Genomic DNA, 18751 nt, shown 5'->3' with positions numbered 1-18751 from the left:
GGCGGGGCGCTGCCGCGCTCCACCCGCAAAGAATGCAAAGGCACGGGCGCGGTGTGCGGCGTAGCCTGCCATAAGGCCAGCCCACCGGCGCACAACCCCAGCCACACGGCCAGCGCCATGGCCATGGCGGTGCGCGAGGTGCGGGGTGTTGAGGCGGCGGTGGCAGGGGGTGCGGCGCTGGCGGCGGTGAAGGGGGAGGAAGATTCAGTGTTCGTCTGCATGAATGGAATGGGCCGGGGCATGGCCCCCACCCGCGTGGTCATGGTCGTGGTCGTGGCCTTGGTGGGCCAGGTCGTGGGCCAAGCTGCTGACCGTGGTGACCAGGGCAATGCCCAGCACCAGCCACAGCACCTGGGTCAGGGTTTGCCGCGCCGTGAGGTGTTTTTGCAATTGCGGAATCAAGTCGGACAGCGCCACATAGATAAAGCTGCTGCACGCCACGGTGAGGAAAAACGGCAGCCAATCGTGCAGTTGGCCCACCAAAAAGTAGCCAGCAATCCCGCCCAGCGCGGTAATCGAGCCAGCCAGGGAGACTTTGAGCATCGCCACCCCCCGCTGGTTGCCCCGGCGCATGACGATCAAATCGCCCATGTGGTGTGGCACCTCGTGCGCCAACACCGAAACGGCGGCAATCAGCCCCAGGCGCATATCGGCCAAAAAAGCCGAGGCAATCAACACCCCATCGCCAAAGCAATGCACGCTGTCGCCGGTGAGCAGCGACCAGCCGGAGGTGGGGTGGTGGTGCGCGTGGTCGTGCGCATGCGCGGGGTGGTCGTGCCCATGGTGCAGGTTTTGCACCTGCGGGGCATGGCTGTGCTCATGGCCGTGGTGCCACAGCTCGGCCTTGGTCAGCAAAAAGAAAAACACGATGCCAATCAACAACGTGGTGAATAAATGCTGGGGATTGGCCCCGCTGGCAAACGCCTCGGGCAATAAATGCATAAACGCCGTGGCCAGCAGCGCCCCGGCCGCCAGGCTGAGCAGCCCTTGCTGCGCCCGCCCTGCACTGGCGCGACCAAAGCCGATGCGCAACAGCGCGTCGGCCACCCAGACGCTGCCGATTCCTGCGACCAGGGTGGCCAAAATAATTGCTATCAATACCATTGCTAATTTCGCTTATATTTCAATGTTTTCAGGGATAAATTGCGCCAAAAATAGCGCATCCATTGCAGCGCACAGTCGCCACACATCCAGACTACACACGCTGTCAAGCCCCAGAAAACCCGCAATTGTCCCACCAGCGCGGGCCTGCAGACGGCCCGCACGGCCCTGACCTAATGCGCTTTCAATGCGCTTGCTCCCAATTGGCCCCTACGCCCACCTCGGCCAGCAGGGGCACGGTGAGCTGGGCCACGCCCGCCATCAGCGCGGGCACCTCCTGGCGCAGCCAGTCGGCCTTGTCGGCGGGCAGCTCAAACACCAGTTCGTCGTGCACCTGCATGATCAGCAGCACCTCGGGCTGGGCGGCATCCAACCGGTTTTGCACGGCGACCATGGCTTTTTTGATCAAGTCGGCCGCCGTGCCCTGCATGGGGGCGTTGATGGCGGCGCGTTCGGCCGCTTTTTTGCGCGGGCCGTTGCCGCCGTTGATATCCGGCAAATACAAGCGGCGGCCAAACACGGTTTGCACATAGCCCTGGGCGTGGGCCAGGGCCACGGTGTCGTCCATATAGCGTTTCACACCGGGGTAGCGCTGAAAGTAGCGGTCGATGTAGGCGGCCGCGGCCTGGTTGTCGATGCCTAAGTTTTTCGCCAGCCCGTAGCTGCTCATGCCGTAAATCAGGCCAAAGTTGATCACCTTGGCAAAGCGCCGCTGCTCGCTGCTGACCTGGTCCAGCGCCACGCCAAACACTTCGGCTGCCGTAGCGCGGTGTACGTCCAGGCCCTGGTGGAAGGCGTTCAGCAGGGCCTCGTCGCCACTCAGGTGGGCCATGATGCGCAGCTCAATCTGGCTGTAGTCGGCGCTGGCAATCACCCGGCCCGGCGGGGCGATGAAGGCCTGGCGAATGCGCCGCCCCTCGGGCGTGCGCACCGGAATATTTTGCAAATTGGGCTCGTTGCTGGACAGCCGCCCGGTCACGGCCACGGCCTGCGCGTAGTGGGTGTGGACGCGCCCGGTGCGCGGCAGGGCCATGTGGGCCAGCTTGTCGGTGTAGGTGTTTTTCAGTTTGGACAGGCTGCGGTGTTCCAGGATTTTGGCGGGCAGGGGGTAGTCGTCGGCCAGTTTTTCCAGCACCTCCTCATCGGTGCTGCGCCCGCCGGTGGGCGTTTTTTTCACCACGGGCATGCCCAGCTTGTCAAAGAAGATTTCGCCCAGTTGCTTGGGACTGGCCAGGTTGAATGGCTGCCCGGCCAGTGCGTACGCGGCTTGTTCCAGCGCGACGATGCGTGTGCCCAGGTCGTTGCTCTGGCGGGCCAGCTCCTGCGCGTCGATGGCCACGCCGTTGCGCTCCATGCGAAACAGCGCCTCGCTGGTGGCCATCTCCAGTTCATAAATGTGCAGCAGCCCCGGCTGCACCTGGATTTGTGGCCACAGCACGCGGTGCACGTCCAGGGTCTGGTCGGCATCTTCGCAGGCGTAGGCGCAGGCCTTGTCCAGCGGCACCTGGGCAAAGGGAATCTGGTTTTTGCCCTTGCCGCACAGGTCTTCGTAGCTCAGGCCCGTGCGGTTGGTGTGGCGCAGCGCCAGGCTCTCCAGGCCGTGCGGGCGGTGCACTTCCAGCACATAGCTTTGCAACATGGTGTCGTGCTGGTAGCCGCGCACGGTGATGCCGTGGTTGGCCAGCACGTGCTGGTCGTACTTGACATGCTGGCCCAGCTTGGGCTTGCTGGCATCCTCCAGCCAGGGTTTGAGCTGGGCCAGCACGTCGGCCAGCGCCAGCTGCTGCACGGCATCCAGACCTTCGTGGCCCAGCGGAATGTAGGCCGCTTCGCCCGGTTGCACGCTCAAGGAGATGCCGATCAGCTGTGCCTGCAAGGCGTTGAGGCTGTCGGTCTCGGTGTCGATGGCGGTCAGCTCTGCGGCATGGATTTTGGCCAGCCATTCGTCCAGTTGCGCCTGGGTTTGAATGCAGTGGTAGGCCACTTCGCGCTGCTGAGCGGCCACGGCCACTTCGGTGCTGGCGGCATCGCCGCTGTCAAAGCTGCTGAACAGGTCGTCGCTGCTGGCGCTGGGAGCTTCTTTTTTAGGAGCTTCAAGCGCTCTTGCCAAGCCTTTAAAGCCATATTTATCGTAAAAATGGCGCAGATTAAGCGTATCCAGCTCTTGTTTTTTCAGATCCGTCAAATCCGGCAGGCTGGGGGCATAGGCGCTCAGGTCGCAATCGGTCTTCATCGTGACCAGTTGGCGGCTCAGGGCCAGCTGGCCGCTGGCAATGGCTTCGCGCAGGTTGCTGCCGGCCACGCCCTTGATGCTGCCCGCCTGGGCGATCAGGCCGTCCAGGCTGCCAAACTCTTGCAGCCACTTCACCGCCGTTTTCGGGCCCACTTTGGCCACACCGGGCACGTTGTCCACCGCATCGCCCACCAGGGCTTGGTAATCGGCCATCAGCGCGGGCGGTACGCCAAATTCTTGCTCCACCCCGGCCACGTCGCGGCGCTTGCCGCTCATGGTGTCGATGATGGTGATGTGCGCATTGACCAGCTGGCTCAAGTCCTTGTCGCCGCTGGAGACAATGGTCTGCACCCCTTGCGCCGCCGCGATATGGGCCAAGGTGGCAATCACGTCGTCGGCCTCGACACCGGGCACGCTCAGCACCTTCCAGCCCAGCAGCCGCACCACTTCGTGGATGGGGTCGATCTGGCTGCGCAAGTCGTCGGGCATGGGCGAGCGATTGGCTTTGTAGTCGGGGTACCAGTCATCGCGGAAGGTGGGGCCGCTGGCATCGAACACGCACACGGCATAGGCCGCCTGGGCCGTTTGCGGCTCTTTGGTCAGCGCCTGCAGCATATTCACCATGCCACGGATGGCCCCCGTGGCCGGGCTGCTGGGGTCGCCTGGCACGGCCCGCAAGTCGGGCATGGCGTGGTAGGCACGGTACAAGTAGCTGGAGCCATCGACCAGCAGCAAGGTAGGGGGATATGTCATAAGGCGCGTCATAGCCCGCAATTGTGCCCGCGCCCACCCAGCCGCATCGAAACAAGGCATCTACAATGCGCGGATGCGTGCCGCCACCTCCTCCTCATTTTTTCTTGCCAGCCTGCTCCTCAGTAGCCTGGCCTGTGCCCAAACACCTGCTACCCAGACGGACAGTGCCGAGCCACCGGCGGCACAAGCCGCCCCCGGCGGCAACGACCGCCACAACCAGCGCATTGAGCGCATTCACCACGAGGACAAAGGCAGCCAAATCAACGAGCTGCGCGTGGGTGGTGAAACCAAAAACATTACTGTGCAGCCCAAGAGCGGCAAATTCCCTGCCTATGAAGTGACCCCGTCCAAGCCCGGCAAGGATGCTGCGCAAGACGGCACCAATGGCCGACGCACCTGGAAAGCGCTGCAGTTTTAAGCCTGCCCCCTGCCCCCTCTGGCCCCTCAGCCCTGCACGCGCGGGGCTTTTCTTGACCATTGCCCCCTGCGTTGCTCCCCCATGGCTGTTTTTACCCAAGTTAGCGAAGACCAAGCACGCGCTCTGCTAGAGCGCCTCAACCTCGGCCAACTGACCGGCCTGCGTGGCATTCAAGGCGGCATTGAGAACACCAATTATTTTTTAGACACCACCCAAGGCCATTGGGTGCTGACGCTGTTTGAGCGCTTGACCGCCGAGCAGCTACCGTTCTATTTGGAGCTGATGCGCCATCTGGCCGCCAAGGGCATTCCCGTGCCCAATCCGCAAGCCGATCGCCACACCGGGGCCATCTTGCACAGCGTCTGTGGCAAACCTGCCGCCGTGGTGCAAAAACTGCATGGGGCCAGCCAATTGCTGCCCGATGCTGCGCATTGCGCTGCCGTCGGCGACATGCTGGCGCGCATGCATTTGGCGGGGCAAGATTTTGGCCTGCACCAGCCCAATTTGCGCGGCCTGCCCTGGTGGAATGCCACGGTGCCCCAGGTGCTGCCCTTTATGGCCACCGAGGCCGCGCACCTGCTGCAAGCAGAGCTGGCCCACCAAAACACCATCGCGAGCAGCACAGCCTATGCGGCCCTACCGCGTGGCCCAGTGCATGCCGACCTCTTTCGCGACAACGTCATGTTTGAGGGGACCGCCCTCACCGGTTTTTTCGATTTTTACTTTGCCGGAGTGGATACGTGGTTATTCGACCTGTGCGTGGCACTGAATGATTGGTGCATCCACCACACCGATGGCAGCCACCACGCTGATTTGGCCCAGGCGATGTTGCATGCGTACCAAGCCGTGCGCCCACTGACCGACGCAGAGCAGCAATTGCTGCCCGATTTGCTGCGGGCCGGGGCACTGCGGTTTTGGATTTCCCGCTTGTGGGATTACCACCTGCCACGCGAAGCGGCCCTGCTCACCCCCCACGATCCGCGCCATTTTGAGCGGGTGCTGCGCGCGCGCATCACGCAGCCGCTGCGCTTGAAGTAAAAACACGGCATGCAACTTCAACTCGTTAAACCCCGCATGGGCCTGGAATGGGTCAAATTGGGCGTGCGCACTTTTTGGCGCCAACCCATCGCTTTGGCCGCTTTGTTTTTTCTGTGCATGGCCGGGATGTCGCTCATCAGCGCCCTGCCCATTGTCGGCACCATTTTGGCACTGACCTTGCTGCCCACCTTCTCCCTCATCATGATGGTGGCCGCTGCCGAAGTGTGGAGCAACCGGGTTCCCACCCCGGTCTTGATCTGGCACATCCTGCGCCAAGGCAAAGAGCGCCTGGCCGCCTTGGCCACGCTGGGCGCTTGCTACGCCGTGGGGTTTGGCCTGGTGATGTTCCTGTCCAGCCTGGTCGATGGCGGCGAGTTCGCCCGGGTGTATTTGGGGCTGGCCCCACTGAGCCAAGAGCTGGCGCAAAGCGCCAGCTTCCAAGCCGCCATGTGGACCGCCTGCTTGCTCTACCTGCCCCTGTCTTTTCTTTTTTGGCACGCCCCGGCGTTGGTGCACTGGCACAACCTGCCGGCGTTCAAAGCCATGTTTTTCAGCATCGTGGCCTGCACCCGCAATATCGGGGCTTTTTTCATGTTTGGCGTGGGGTGGGTGACGCTGTTTTTACTGGTGGCAGCGGTGCTCACCTTGGTCACCGGCCTGCTCTCGTTGGTCGTAGGGCATATCGCCATGGCACTCATGATCGCTGCGGCCATGGCCTTGGCCGCCATGCTGTTCACCTCGATCGTGTTTACATTTCGCGACTGTTTTGCCGCCCCTGAAAAGCCCATAAGCGCTGAAAACACCGCTTAGTGTTGGTTCGCCGTCGCATCCCGGTCGGCGTGCGCCTGAAAATGGCCACACACCGGCTATGCTATTGCCGATGATAGACAGCTGTTCTGCGCTTTTCACAGGCTCATCTGCACCGCAATGACAACGACGACAACACCTCCCCCTCTCGCTGGCTTGGCCCGTGCCTTGATTGCTGCGGGCAAGCTCTCGGCTGCCGCTGGCGAAGAACTTTCCCAAAAAGCCTTGGCCAACAAAACCAGTTTTGCCTCTCAACTGGTCGCATCCGGCGTGCTTTCGGCAGCCGATCTGGCCCACCATGTTTCTGGGATTTTTGGCATCCCCTTGGTGGACGTGCAAGCCCTGGATATCAACCGCATCCCGAAAGACCTGCTCGACGGCAAGCTGTGCGCCAGCTACAAAGTGCTGCCCTTGGCCAAACGCGGCAGCCGCTTGGTGATCGCTACCGCCGACCCCACCAATAAAGAAGCCGCTGAAAAAATCAAATTTACCGCGCAGGTAGGGGTCGATTGGCTGATTGCCGAACATGACAAACTGGTTGCCTTGGTCGATAAGATCACCAAAACGACCAGCGAATCTCTGGAGTCTTTCAGCAGCGCGGCAGATTTTGATCTGGAGGACATTAAAGATGTCGATGAATCAAATAAGAATGAAGCCGATGGCTCCGATGTTGAAGATGCCCCGGTCGTCAAATTTCTGCACAAAATGCTGATTGATGCTTTCAATATGCGGGCTTCAGACTTGCACTTTGAACCCTATGAGCACAATTACCGCGTTCGCTTTCGCATTGATGGTGAATTGCGCGAAATCGCCGCTCCGCCCATTGCGATTAAAGACAAGCTCGCTTCGCGCATCAAAGTTATCTCACGCCTAGACATTTCAGAAAAGCGGGTTCCACAAGACGGGCGCATGAAGCTCAAAATGGGGCCGGAAAAAGTCATTGACTTTCGGGTTTCTACCCTGCCCACTTTATTTGGCGAAAAAATCGTTATTCGTATTTTGGACCCCAGCAGCGCAAAAATGGGGATTGATGCCTTAGGGTATGAGCCAGAAGAAAAAGAGCGCCTTCTGAACGCCATCAGTCGCCCTTACGGCATGATTTTAGTAACCGGCCCCACCGGATCGGGTAAAACCGTGTCGCTCTACAGCTGTTTGAATCTTTTGAATAAGCCTGGGGTGAACATTTCAACGGCAGAAGACCCTTCCGAAATTAACATGCCGGGTGTCAATCAAGTGAACGTGAATGACAAAGCGGGCCTGACATTTGCCGTCGCTCTTAAATCCTTTCTGCGCCAAGACCCAGACGTGATCATGGTGGGTGAGATTCGCGATCTGGAAACTGCCGACATTGCTATCAAAGCTGCACAAACCGGTCACTTGGTGTTATCTACCTTGCACACCAACGATGCCCCCACGACCCTCACCCGCATGCGCAATATGGGCATCGCACCCTTTAATATTGCATCCAGTGTGATATTGATTACCGCCCAGCGGCTGGGCCGCAGGCTTTGCAAAAAGTGCAAAGAACCGGTCGATATTCCACATGAAGCCCTTTTGGAAGCGGGCTACCAAGAAGAAGAGCTGGATGGCAGCTGGACACCTTATAAACCCGTAGGTTGTGCTGAATGCAACAATGGCTACAAAGGCCGGGTCGGTATTTACCAAGTCATGCCCATCTCCGAGGCGATGCAAGAAATTATTCTCAAAGATGGTTCTGCTTTGGAAATTGCCAATCAAGCACGCAAAGAAGGGGTTAAATCTTTGCGTGAATCAGGGCTACACAAAGTAAAACAAGGCGTAACCTCCTTGGAAGAAGTTATCGCTGTCACCAATCTATAAAACAAGCAAAGCTTAACCAGAGGTACGCATGGCTACTGGAACGATAAAAGTTAAAGAATCGGTTTTTGAGTGGGTGGGCAAGGATCGACAAGGCCGCATTGTTCAGGGTGAATTGCGTGCGGCAGGCGAGGCGACGGCACAAAATACTTTGCGCCGCCAAGGCATTTTGGTTACAAAAATAAAAAAACGCAAAATGTCTTCGGGTAAAAAAATCAAACCCAAAGATATTGCACTGTTTACCCGTCAAATGGCCACCATGATGAAGGCCGGTGTCCCCTTACTCCAGTCGTTTGACATTGTTGGCCGAGGCAACCCCAACCCCAGCGTGACCAGGTTACTCAACGAAATTCGGCAAGACGTAGAAACAGGCACATCCCTCAGTATTGCCTTTCGTCGCCATCCCATGTACTTTGACGATCTGTACTGCAATCTGGTTGAAGCCGGTGAATCTGCAGGTATTTTAGAATCACTGCTTGATCGCTTAGCGACATACATGGAAAAAACCGAAGCGATTAAAAGCAAAATCAAATCCGCCTTGATGTACCCAATCTCGGTGATTATCGTAGCCTTTGTGGTTGTGACTTTGATTATGCTTTTCGTAATTCCAGCTTTTAAAGAGGTATTTAGCTCTTTTGGCGCTGACCTTCCTGCTCCGACCATGTTCGTGATTGGGATGAGTGAATTTTTTACTACTTACTGGTGGTTGATTTTTGGTATTTTGGGCGGCGGTATTTACTTTTTTCTACAAGCGTGGAAGCGCAGCCCCAAAGTCCAAGTTTTTATGGATCGTGCCTTGCTCAAGCTACCCGTCTTTGGGGCACTGATTGATAAATCGTGTATTGCCCGCTGGACACGCACCCTGTCCACCATGTTTGCGGCCGGCGTTCCTTTGGTCGAAGCCTTGGATTCTGTCGGCGGTGCCTCTGGCAATATTATTTACAAAGAGGCTACCGATAAAATTCAAAAATCCGTCTCTATCGGCACCAGTTTGGCTGTCGCCATGACCGATGCCAACGTATTCCCGAGTATGGTGCTGCAAATGTGCGCCATTGGGGAGGAATCCGGCGCTATTGACCACATGCTAGGCAAAGCTGCTGATTTTTATGAAGCCGAAGTAGATGAAATGGTCGCAGGCTTATCCAGCCTGATGGAGCCGATTATTATCGTTTTCTTGGGAACTATTATTGGCGGCATTGTTGTCTCTATGTACCTGCCCATCTTTAAACTCGGCCAGGTGGTTTAATGGAGTTCTTCGCCTCATTAGGTACCACTGGTGCGATGATTGTTTTCGGTTGTTTGGGCTTATTGGTTGGTAGCTTTTTAAATGTTGTCATCCACCGCTTGCCCAAAATCATGGAAGCGCAATGGGATGCCGAGTGCGCCGAGCACATGGCAGCACAAGCAGGGCAAGAGGACTTTACCCCTCCGGCACCAGCGCTGACCCTCTCACACCCGCACTCGCGCTGCCCCCAGTGTGGGCACGGCATTCGCTGGTTTGAAAATATTCCCGTACTCAGTTGGCTGGTGTTGCGTGGGCGCTGCAGCCAGTGCCAGCACCGCATTAGTGTGCGCTACCCGTTGGTCGAAATCACCACCGCCTTATTGTTTGCTTGGAATGCCGCCCATTGGGGGCCGACTGCCGCCGCCTTGGTGTGGTGCGGCTTTAGTGCCGTCTTGCTGGCCCTGGCATTGATTGATTGGGATACCACGCTGCTGCCCGACAGCATGACCTTGCCACTGCTATGGGCGGGCTTGATGGCAACCACTTTGGGCTGGACGGGAATTAATTTACTAGATGCGGTGTGGGGCGCTGCTGCGGGTTATTTATCGCTGTGGAGTATTTACTGGGTTTTTAAATTGGCCACTGGCAAAGAAGGCATGGGTTACGGCGACTTTAAGTTGCTCGCAGCGTTGGGGGCTTGGTTTGGCTGGCAGGCCTTGGTGCCGATTTTGCTGGCCTCGTCGGTCATTGGCGCAATCATTGGCATCGCTTTAAAAATCAATAGCCGCTTGCGGCCGGGTGGATATATTCCTTTTGGGCCATTTTTGGCCGGAGCCGGTTTTGCTGTGCTATTTTTTGGGGCGCAAACCATGATGCAAAAATTCTTGGCTTTGCTTGGTTTGTAATGGCTGGTATTTTCAAGCTCGGCCTGACCGGTGGCATTGGCAGCGGCAAAAGCACCGTTGCCCAACTCTTGGCCGAATATGGGGCCACGGTAGTGGATGCCGATGCTGTTTCTCGCAACTTAACAGCCAGCGGCGGCGCAGCCATGCCAGCAATTGCCGACGCTTTTGGCCCCCACATGATGGCTGCGGATGGCAGCCTGAATCGCGCAGCCATGCGCAATTTGGTGTTTGAGCACCCCCATGAGCGCCAGCGCCTGGAAGCCATCCTCCACCCCCTGGTGCAAACGACCCTGGCAGCACAAATTGCCCAAGCCGAACACGCGGGGGCCAAGGTTGTGGTGCTCGATATTCCTTTGCTGGTCGAATCGGCATATTGGCGCGCGCAGGTAGATGCCATTTTGGTCGTTGATTGCAGTGAAGCCACCCAAATTACCCGTGTAATGCAGCGCAGCCAGCTCGATGAATCAGCCGTGCGCAGCATTATTGCCAGCCAAGCCACACGAGAAGCACGCCGCGCTGTGGCCGATTGGATCATCGAGAATGACGGAATCACTTTGGAGCAATTGCGGGCACAGGTGCTATCAATTTCACAAAAGTTGCCGTTATGATTAGCGCCCCTGCCCGGAAAACCTGTCCGCTACTGCCCAACCACCGCAAAGTCCCCGCGTGATTCTGTACGAATACCCCTTCAACGAGCGTGTGCGCACTTACTTGCGCCTAGAGCAGCTTTTTCGCCGTTTGCTCGAATTGATGGGCCGTGAATCGGCCTTGGACCACCATTTTGCGTTGGCCACCATGTTTGAGATTGTGGAAATTGCCTCGCGCACCGACCTCAAATCGGACGTGATGCGAGATTTAGAGCGACAAAAAAACATTCTCGATGGCCTGCATGACAACCCGGACATCGCCCAGAACATGCTGGCCAAAATCATCGACCAGCTCAACCAACGCTATGCCAGCTTGCATGCCCAAACGGGTAAATCCGGCCAAAGCTTGCTCGACAGCGAAATGCTCAACGCCCTGCGCAGCCGCCTGGAAATCCCTGGTGGCACCAACGGTTTTGACCTGCCGGCTTACCACCACTGGCAACACTTCCCGGCGGAGCAGCGCCAGAATGATTTGCGCCACTGGGGCCAATGCTTAAAGCCCCTGGCCGATGCCATTTTTCTGCTTCTGGGCCTCTTGCGGGACACAGGAACCCCGCAAAGGGTGGCGGCCAGCAATGGGCAATTTCAGCAATCGCTGCCCTCGTCCAAAGCCTACCAATTGCTGCGGCTGCGCATTGATCCAGCGCTGGGCTTGATCCCTGAAATCAGTGGCAACCGCCTGATCGTTTCTGTGCGGCTGCAGCAAATGCAATTGCAAAACGGCCATTACCACTGGCAGACCAGCACGGTCAATGCCGATTTTGAGCTCACGCTGTGCGCCTAAAAACCCGCTCCTGCCCCGGCCCCATGACCACACCTGCCGCCCCCCAGCCACCCGCATCGACACCGCCCACAGTGGCCTGCCCAACCTGCGGCGGCCCGGCCCTGTTTGCACCCAGCAACCGCTGGCGGCCTTTTTGCAGCGAACGCTGCAAGCGCATCGACCTGGGAGCCTGGGCGGCCGAAGAGTTTCGCGTTCCCAGCCGGGAATCCGAGGCGGATAGCGCCCCCGATAGTCAGGACGCTTGATGCTTGCGCTTGGACTGTGAATTTTCTGAAGCTGCGCAGCAAGCGAAGCAGCCACGCCCAACCACAGCGCATCCGTCAGAGCGCAGCCGCCATAACCAGCACGCCGCATCCCGTCTGACTCACCGCAGTTGTCCGAGCGCAGCGCCGCAAAGCGGCGCGTAGCGAGTTCTGCGGTGCAAAAGCTGCGCAGCACGCCTTCTTTGCTGACTTTCTTGCGCGGGCAAGAAAGTCAGTCGCCCGCCGGGGCGAGTCCCGGCCAGCCGCCGCAAAAATAAGCTATAAAAATTAATAGCTGCACCCGCATTCAAACAAACAACTTCACTATAAAAACACCTTAAATTTCAATAAATACCAGCGTAAAACGCTTCTTTTTATCATCACCCCTAAGGCTGAAACCTGCGCAACCGCAGCGCATTGCTCACCACAAACACGCTGGACAAAGCCATCGCCCCCGCCGCAAACATGGGCGACAGCAGCATGCCATTGACCGGGTACAGCACCCCGGCGGCCAGCGGAATCAGCGCCACGTTGTAGGCAAACGCCCAGAACAGGTTTTGCGCGATATTGGCCATGGTGGCCTGGGACAGGGCAATTGCCTTGGGCACCCCGCCCAGGTCGCCGGACATGAGCACCACGTCCGCCGCTTCCACCGCAATATCGGTGCCGGTGCCAATGGCGATGCCCACATCGGCCTGCGCCAGCGCCGGGGCATCGTTGATGCCGTCGCCAACAAACACCAGCGTGCCATGGCTTTGTTGCAGGCGCTGCACGGCCTCGACCTTGCCGCCGGGCAGCACTTCGGCCACCACTTCGTCAATGCCCAGCTGGCGGGCAATGGCCTGGGCGGTGTGGCGGTTGTCGCCAGTGATCATGGCCACCTTCAGCCCCAGTTGGTGCAGCGCGGCAATGGCTGCGGGGGTGCTGGGCTTCATCGGGTCGGCCACGGCCAGCATGGCGGCCAGCTGGCCATCGATGGCGGCGTAGAGCGGGGTTTTGCCCTCTTGTCCCAGTTGCTCGGCGGCAGCAGCAAACGCGGTCACATCCAGCCCCAGCTGGCGCATAAAGCGATCGGCACCGATTTCGATGCGCTGGCCGCCGTGGTGTCCTTGCACCTGGGCGCGTACGCCCATGCCGGAGAGGTTTTCGAACTGGGCCACCGTGGGCAACGCCAGCCCTTCGTCCTCGGCGGCCTGGACGATGGCACGGGCGATGGGGTGCTCGGACTGCGCCTCGACCGCCGCGATGGCCGCCAGCACCGGGGCGCGGTCGAAACCGGAGGCCAGGGCCAGATCGGTCAGCACGGGTCGCCCCAGGGTCAGGGTGCCGGTTTTATCGACGGCCACGACGCGGGTGGCTTTGAGCTGCTGCAGCGCCTCGCCCTTGCGCAACAGCACGCCCAGCTGCGCCGCGCGGCCGGTGCCGACCATGATCGAGGTCGGCGTGGCCAGCCCCATGGCACAGGGGCAGGCGATGATGAGCACGGCCACGGCATTCACCACCGCAAAATTCAGTGCGGGCTGCGGCCCCCACAACCACCAAACGAAAAAGGTGAGCAGCGCTGTTGCCATGACCGCTGGGACGAACCACATGGTGACCTTGTCGACCAGCGCCTGGATGGGCAGCTTGGCCCCTTGCGCCTGCTCCACCATGCGGATGATTTGCGCCAGCAGCGTATCACCGCCGACCTTGGTGGCCTCAAAAACCAACGCGCCGTTTTGGTTCACCGTGCCGCCGACCAGCTCGGCCCCGGCCTGCTTGGCCACGGGCACGGGTTCGCCGCTGACCATGGATTCATCGACAAAGCTCTCGCCCTCCAGCACCACGCCATCGACGGGAATGCGCTCGCCGGGGCGCACCTGCACCCGGTCGCCGGCCATGACCTGCACGATGTCCACCTCTTGCCATGCGCCAGCGCCGCGCTGCACGCGGGCGGTCTTGGCCTGCAATTGCACCAGGCGGCGGATGGCATCGGAAGTCTGGCCCTTGGCCCGCGCCTCTAAAAAACGACCCAGCAAAATCAGCGCGACGATAACGGCCGCCGCCTCAAAATACACATGCACCGTGCCCGTGGGCAGCACGCCGGGGGCGAAGGTGGCGACCACCGAATAGGCAAACGCCGCCGCCGTGCCCAGCGCCACCAGGGAATTCATGTCCGGCGCACCGCGCAGCAGGGCAGGCACGCCCAGGGCGTAGAACTGCCGCCCCGGCCCCAGCAGCACGGCGCTGGTCAGCACACATTGCAGCAGCCAGCTGGTGCGCATGCCGATGGTGGCCTCGATCCACCCATGCAGCGGCGGGAAAACATGCCCGCCCATTTCCAGAATAAAGACAGGCAAGGCCAGCACCAAGGCCCACCCCAGGCTGCGTTGCAAGCGCTGGCGCTCGGCGGCCTGGCGCTGCGCCTGGGCATCGTGGGCCTGGGCGCTGGTGTCTTGCACGACAAGCGTAGCCTCGTAACCGGCCTTGTGTACGGCAGCAATCAGCGCCTGCTCCGGCGTGCCCGCCAGCAGCTGGATGCGGGCGCGTTCGGTGGCCAGGTTCACCGCCACGTCCTGCACGCCGGGCACGCGGCGCAGCGTGCGCTCGACCCGGCCTACGCACGAGGCGCAGGTCATGCCCTGCACCTGCAGCTCAACGCTGGCCTGCGGCACGGCGTAGCCGGATTTTTCAATGGTGGCGATGGCGGCGGCCACGTCGGGCGGCCCCTCAAAGTGCAGGGTGGCGCTTTCGGTGGCCAGATTGACCTGCACGCTGGCCACACCGGGCAGTTTTTTCAAGGCCCGCTCGACCCGGCCCACGCACGAGGCGCAGGTCATGCCCTGCACCGGCAGGGTCACGGCGGCGGCGGTGGGGGCGGTAACGGCGCTGGCTGCGGTATTCATGGCAGTGGTTCCTTCAGTCATGCGGGGACTGTAAGGCTTGCCATGGTGGCAAGGTCAAACGGTGGGGTGGGAGGCGGCGGCGCGAGGATTCGTGCAGAGCCTCCCTCACTAGCCCGGTTGCAGTTGCACGGGCTGGCCCTGGCGGTTGAAGGGCAGGTAGGCATTGACCATGCCGCCGCGAATGGATTCGACCATGCGGTGCAGTTGCGCATCGACCTGGGCATCGCTGGGCTCTTCATGGAGCACCCCGCCCAGGGCGGCGACAAAGACCAGCGACCAGGGCTGGGGCAAGGGGGCCTCCAGGGTGTGCGACTCTTCCAGCAGGGCGGCAAACGAGGCAATTTCTGCCGGCTTTTTGTCCACGCACAGCAACGGCTCCAGCGTGCCGCCCTGGGCCTGGGCGAACTGCGCCTGCTGGCGGGTGCTGGGCTGATCGGGCAGGCCGGCGCTGGCGAAGACCAGCAGCAGGCGCTGCGGCTCGGGCTGGGCACGGGCGATGCGCAGCAGGTCGTCGAAGTGTTCGATGGTGGTGGTGTTCATGGCAATGGGGGGACGGGTTACACGGCGGGAATCTGGCCGTCGTGTTCTACATAGGGCGGGTGAGGGGGACAAGGCGGGCACGGCATGGTACCGCTGTGCTCGGCCAGGGAAGCAGCAATGAAGCCGCCGCTGGCCACGTCGAAGACGTAGACCTGCCCCTCCTCGATCACATAGTGCCAGCCGTGCAGGGTCAGCTGCCCCTGCTGCACGCGCTGGCGCACCATGGGGTAGTCCAGCAGGCGCTCCAGTTGCAGGACGACGGCCCGTTGCTCGGTGCGGCGCAGCACCTCCGGGCAGGGCTGCATGGGCAGCACCGCCTGGCGGCCCAGGTCAAGCCAGCGGCGCAGGTTAATGGCCTCGTCCGGCACGCCCTGGTAGAGCGCCTGCACGGCCCCGCAGTGGCTGTGCCCGCAAACCACAATGCGCTGCACGTTCAGCGTGAGGGTGGCGTATTCGATGGCGGCGGTGGTGCCGTGGTGGCCGTGCGAGCCGTCGTACGGCGGCACAAATGCGCCCACGTTGCGCACCAAAAACAGCTCGCCCGGCCCGGCCCCCGTGAGCAAATAGGGCAGCAGGCGCGAATCGGAGCAGCCGATGAACAGCGTGGTCGGGTGTTGGCCGTCCTGCACCAGCGCCTGGAACTGCGCCCGGTACTGGGGGAAGGCGTTGTGGTGAAAGTGCTGGAGGCGCTCCAGCAGCTCGTCATCAGGCATACGCTTTTTGCTTGCGCTTGCGGCTTATTGCACCAGCGGGGTGCTGGCCGCGTCCAGGTCGATGCCGACCACCTCGGCCTCGCCCGCCAGCAGCTGCAGGTACTGGCGCAGGGCGTTCAGCCAGGCCTGGTGGCGCAGTTGCTGGGCCACGGCGGCATGCACCTGCTCAAAGGGCTTGGCTTCGGGTTTTTGCCGGGCACAGACCTGCACCACGTGCAGGCCAAAGCGGCTATGCACCAGGCGGGCGAGCACGCCGATTTCTTGGCCCTCGAACACATCGCGGGCAAATTCCGGGGCGCAGTCTTCGCGGGTGAGCCAGCCCAGGTCACCGCCTTCGGCCCCGCTGGGGCAGTTGGACCATTTTTTGGCCGCCTCGGCAAAAGCGGGGCCGCCCTCGTCGGCGCAGCGCAGCTCCAGCAGCAAGGCCTCGGCCCGCTGGCGCAACAGGTTTACGTTTACCCCCGGTGTGACAGCAAACAAAATGTGGCGCAGGTGGGCGCGTTCGCCCCGCGCGCCAATGGTGGGGTGGGCAGCGTGGTAGCGGCGGCAGGCTTCTTCCGATGGCTCGGGCACGCTCAAAGCCTGCTCCAGCAACTGCTCGATGGCGGCCGTGGCGGCGGCGCTGGTGGCACCGTCGTGCGGGGCCGGGTCGTCCTGGGCCAGCAAGCCTTGCTGCAGGGCCTGCTGGCGCAGCAGCTCGGTGCAGGCGCGTTGGCGCAGCAGCTCGGGGGGCAGGTGTTCGCCAGGGGCGTGCAGGGGGATGCCGTTGATGTGGGCCGCTTCGGCTGTGGCGATGGCTTGTGGCATAGCGAATCCTTTATTGATAGCTTTTTGCGCTTTTAAATACAAGGTTTTTGATGGTTTTGTTTTTAAAAATGTTTATTTGCGTGCGGTAACAGCTTCTCTTTAAAAGTATTTACGAACAATGCGGTCTTGCGGATTGTTGGTTCCGCTGGCCGGGTCTCGCCCCGGCGGGCGACCTCCTTTCTTGCCCGCGCAAGAAAGGAGGCAAAGAAAGCGTGCTGGCGCAGCTGGGGCACCGCAGAACTCGCTTCGCGCCTGCGGCGCTGCGCTCAAACAACTGCGGTGAGTCAGACGGGAAGCGGCTTGCCTGTGCTGGCCGCTGTGCCCGGACGGATGCGCTGGAGCGGAAAGTTTCTTCGCTTGCTGCGCAGCTTCAGAAACGGTTCCGGTGTGCACGGCTTCTCTCCTTAGCGGGGCTGGTTCTGGCCTGTGGGCACATTCAACCGCCGCGCCCGCACCAGTTGGTACGGCCGGGCGATGTAGGCCAAGGTGCCAAAGCCGCTCCACACATGCACCAGGCGGGTGAAGGGGAAGATCAAAAACACCGTCATGCCCAGCGCCATGTGCAGTTTGAACACCCAGCTCACGCCCGCCAACAGCCCGACGGCATTGCTTTGGAAGGTGACGATGGACTGCGCCCAGCCGGCCAGCTGCATCATGACCGAGCCATCCAGGTGCTGGGCCGACAGCGGTAGCGTCGCCAGCCCCAGCGCCAGTTGCACCCACAGCAGCCACAGCAGCAGGATGTCGCTGGTCTTGCTGGTAGCGCGGATGCGTGCGTCGGTCAGTCGCCGGTGCAGCAGCAGGCTCACACCAATGAAGGCCAGCAGCCCGGCAATGCCGCCGCTGACGATGGCCATCAGCTGCTTGTCGCCCGCGCTAATAAAGGCTTCGTACATAAAGTGCGGGGTGAGCATGCCCACGGTGTGGCCGAAGAACAAAAACAGCACACCAATGTGAAACAGGTTGCTGCCCCAGCGCAGGCTGCCCCGGCGCAGCAGCTGCGAAGAGTCGCTTTTCCAGGTGTACTGGTCGCGGTCAAAGCGAATCCAGCTGCCAATAAAGAACACGGCCAGACAGATGTAGGGGTACAGGCCGAACAAAAAGTGATCAAGCCAGGCGGTCATGGCGCAACTCCTTGGGAAGATTGAGAACGTGTTTTGCGCACCGTTTGCGGGCTGGGGCGGTTTTGCCCTTGGTTGGTGCAGCCGTCAAAGGGCTCGGGTTCGGCCCAGGCCTCGTCCATGTCCGGCTCGGGGGCCAGGGGCACGGCCTGGGCTTTTTCGCCCGCTGCCTCCAAGATGGCGGCAATCACGCTGGCGTAGGGGCTTTGGCGCTGCAGCAAGGCGGTGAACAGGGCGTTCAGGATGTGCGTCATCTCGCCCAGAAACTCGCGCGCCAGCGCGGCGGGCTGGGTGGAGGCGAACTCCAGCACCACGCCCAGGTGGTCGGGCAGCTCGGGGGCGTTGAACAGCAAACCGGCTTTCTCGTAGGTTTGTGCCAAATCCAGCAGCGCCGGGCCGCGCTCGCGCGAATCGCCGTGGATGTGCTCAAACAGGTGCAGCGAGGTCTGCCGCCCCCGGTCAAAGGTTTCCACATAGCGCTCTTGCAGGGCGTACATATCGTGCTGCGCCAGCTGGCGGCCCAGGGCGTGCAGCTCGGCCAGGCGGTCTTTGCCCAGCACGTTCTCTTCGGCCAGGGCCTGCAGCAGCTCGCCCACTTGCGGGCGCAGCTGGGCATCGGGGTAGTCCAGCAGCCGGGCCAGCACGCGCAAGGTGATGCGCAGGCTGGCCGGGGTCGAGGTGGTTTTCAACATGGTT

Annotated in this window: 18 protein-coding genes; 9 read left to right on the top strand and 9 right to left on the bottom strand. The window is 60.9% G+C overall.

All coding sequences use genetic code 11. From position 1 onward, the window contains the following. The 3 genes from J1777_RS10505 to polA all read right to left on the bottom strand — a co-directional run. Positions 1-221 (bottom strand): hypothetical protein (locus J1777_RS10505; protein ID WP_207575652.1); only part of this gene is annotated, 221 nt, incomplete at its 3' end. Further along, on the bottom strand, positions 205-1104 hold the full coding sequence (locus tag J1777_RS10500) for a ZIP family metal transporter (protein ID WP_207575651.1): 900 nt from the start codon (positions 1102-1104) through the stop codon (positions 205-207). The genes J1777_RS10505 and J1777_RS10500, both read right to left, overlap by 17 nt. Before the next feature lie 181 nt (positions 1105-1285). Beyond that, on the bottom strand, positions 1286-4087 hold the full coding sequence (gene polA / locus J1777_RS10495) for a DNA polymerase I (RefSeq protein ID WP_207575650.1): 2802 nt from the start codon (positions 4085-4087) through the stop codon (positions 1286-1288). A gap of 73 nt (positions 4088-4160) precedes the next feature. Here polA and J1777_RS10490 point away from each other — a divergent pair, with 73 nt between their 5' ends. From J1777_RS10490 to J1777_RS10450, 9 genes are all read left to right on the top strand, one after another. Further along, positions 4161-4505: a hypothetical protein gene (locus tag J1777_RS10490; protein ID WP_242700495.1), complete on the top strand. Its 345-nt coding sequence runs from the start codon at positions 4161-4163 to the stop codon at positions 4503-4505. 81 nt (positions 4506-4586) lie between these two features. Beyond that, on the top strand, positions 4587-5543 hold the full coding sequence (locus tag J1777_RS10485) for a homoserine kinase (RefSeq protein ID WP_207575649.1): 957 nt from the start codon (positions 4587-4589) through the stop codon (positions 5541-5543). A gap of 9 nt (positions 5544-5552) precedes the next feature. Further along, positions 5553-6353, top strand: coding sequence for a BPSS1780 family membrane protein (locus J1777_RS10480; protein ID WP_207575648.1), 801 nt, complete (start codon positions 5553-5555; stop codon positions 6351-6353). A gap of 117 nt (positions 6354-6470) precedes the next feature. Then, complete coding sequence (pilB, locus tag J1777_RS10475; protein WP_207575647.1) at positions 6471-8189, top strand: type IV-A pilus assembly ATPase PilB; 1719 nt, start codon at positions 6471-6473, stop codon at positions 8187-8189. A gap of 28 nt (positions 8190-8217) precedes the next feature. Continuing rightward, entirely contained in the window at positions 8218-9432 is a 1215-nt protein-coding gene (locus J1777_RS10470; protein WP_207575646.1) for a type II secretion system F family protein, read from the top strand. Positions 9433-9467: 35 nt separating this feature from the next. After that, on the top strand, positions 9468-10316 hold the full coding sequence (locus J1777_RS10465) for a prepilin peptidase (RefSeq protein WP_423220542.1): 849 nt from the start codon (positions 9468-9470) through the stop codon (positions 10314-10316). Next, positions 10316-10924 (top strand): dephospho-CoA kinase, encoded by a 609-nt coding sequence (gene coaE, locus J1777_RS10460; RefSeq protein ID WP_207575644.1) that lies wholly within the window; start codon positions 10316-10318, stop codon positions 10922-10924. The genes J1777_RS10465 and coaE overlap by 1 nt, the downstream gene beginning before the upstream one ends. Positions 10925-10982: 58 nt before the next feature. Further along, a complete protein-coding gene (gene zapD / locus J1777_RS10455) occupies positions 10983-11747 on the top strand; it encodes a cell division protein ZapD (RefSeq protein WP_207575643.1) in 765 nt (254 codons plus the stop codon). 23 nt (positions 11748-11770) lie between these two features. Further along, the gene (locus tag J1777_RS10450) at positions 11771-11992 is read left to right on the top strand and encodes a DNA gyrase inhibitor YacG (protein WP_207575642.1); all 222 of its coding nucleotides are present in this window, start codon (positions 11771-11773) and stop codon (positions 11990-11992) included. A gap of 383 nt (positions 11993-12375) precedes the next feature. Here J1777_RS10450 and J1777_RS10445 read toward each other — a convergent pair whose 3' ends face one another. From J1777_RS10445 to narJ, 6 genes are all read right to left on the bottom strand, one after another. Further along, positions 12376-14874, bottom strand: coding sequence for a heavy metal translocating P-type ATPase (locus J1777_RS10445; protein WP_207575641.1), 2499 nt, complete (start codon positions 14872-14874; stop codon positions 12376-12378). Between the two features lie 108 nt (positions 14875-14982). Then, on the bottom strand, positions 14983-15414 hold the full coding sequence (locus J1777_RS10440) for a ribonucleotide reductase subunit alpha (protein WP_207575640.1): 432 nt from the start codon (positions 15412-15414) through the stop codon (positions 14983-14985). Positions 15415-15431: 17 nt separating this feature from the next. Next, positions 15432-16127: a carbonic anhydrase gene (locus J1777_RS10435; RefSeq protein WP_207575639.1), complete on the bottom strand. Its 696-nt coding sequence runs from the start codon at positions 16125-16127 to the stop codon at positions 15432-15434. A 24-nt stretch (positions 16128-16151) separates the two neighbouring features. Continuing rightward, positions 16152-16934 (bottom strand): peptidylprolyl isomerase, encoded by a 783-nt coding sequence (locus J1777_RS10430; protein ID WP_207575638.1) that lies wholly within the window; start codon positions 16932-16934, stop codon positions 16152-16154. 404 nt (positions 16935-17338) lie between these two features. Continuing rightward, the gene (narI, locus tag J1777_RS10425) at positions 17339-18058 is read right to left on the bottom strand and encodes a respiratory nitrate reductase subunit gamma (RefSeq protein WP_207575637.1); all 720 of its coding nucleotides are present in this window, start codon (positions 18056-18058) and stop codon (positions 17339-17341) included. Continuing rightward, a complete protein-coding gene (narJ, locus tag J1777_RS10420; RefSeq protein ID WP_207575636.1) occupies positions 18055-18747 on the bottom strand; it encodes a nitrate reductase molybdenum cofactor assembly chaperone in 693 nt (230 codons plus the stop codon). The genes narI and narJ overlap by 4 nt, the downstream gene beginning before the upstream one ends. Positions 18748-18751 lie beyond the last annotated feature (4 nt).

It is taken from the genome of Comamonas denitrificans, from assembly GCF_017368815.1.
GTDB lineage: Bacteria > Pseudomonadota > Gammaproteobacteria > Burkholderiales > Burkholderiaceae_C > Comamonas > Comamonas denitrificans.
This window is presented reverse-complemented; position numbering and strand designations above follow the sequence as displayed.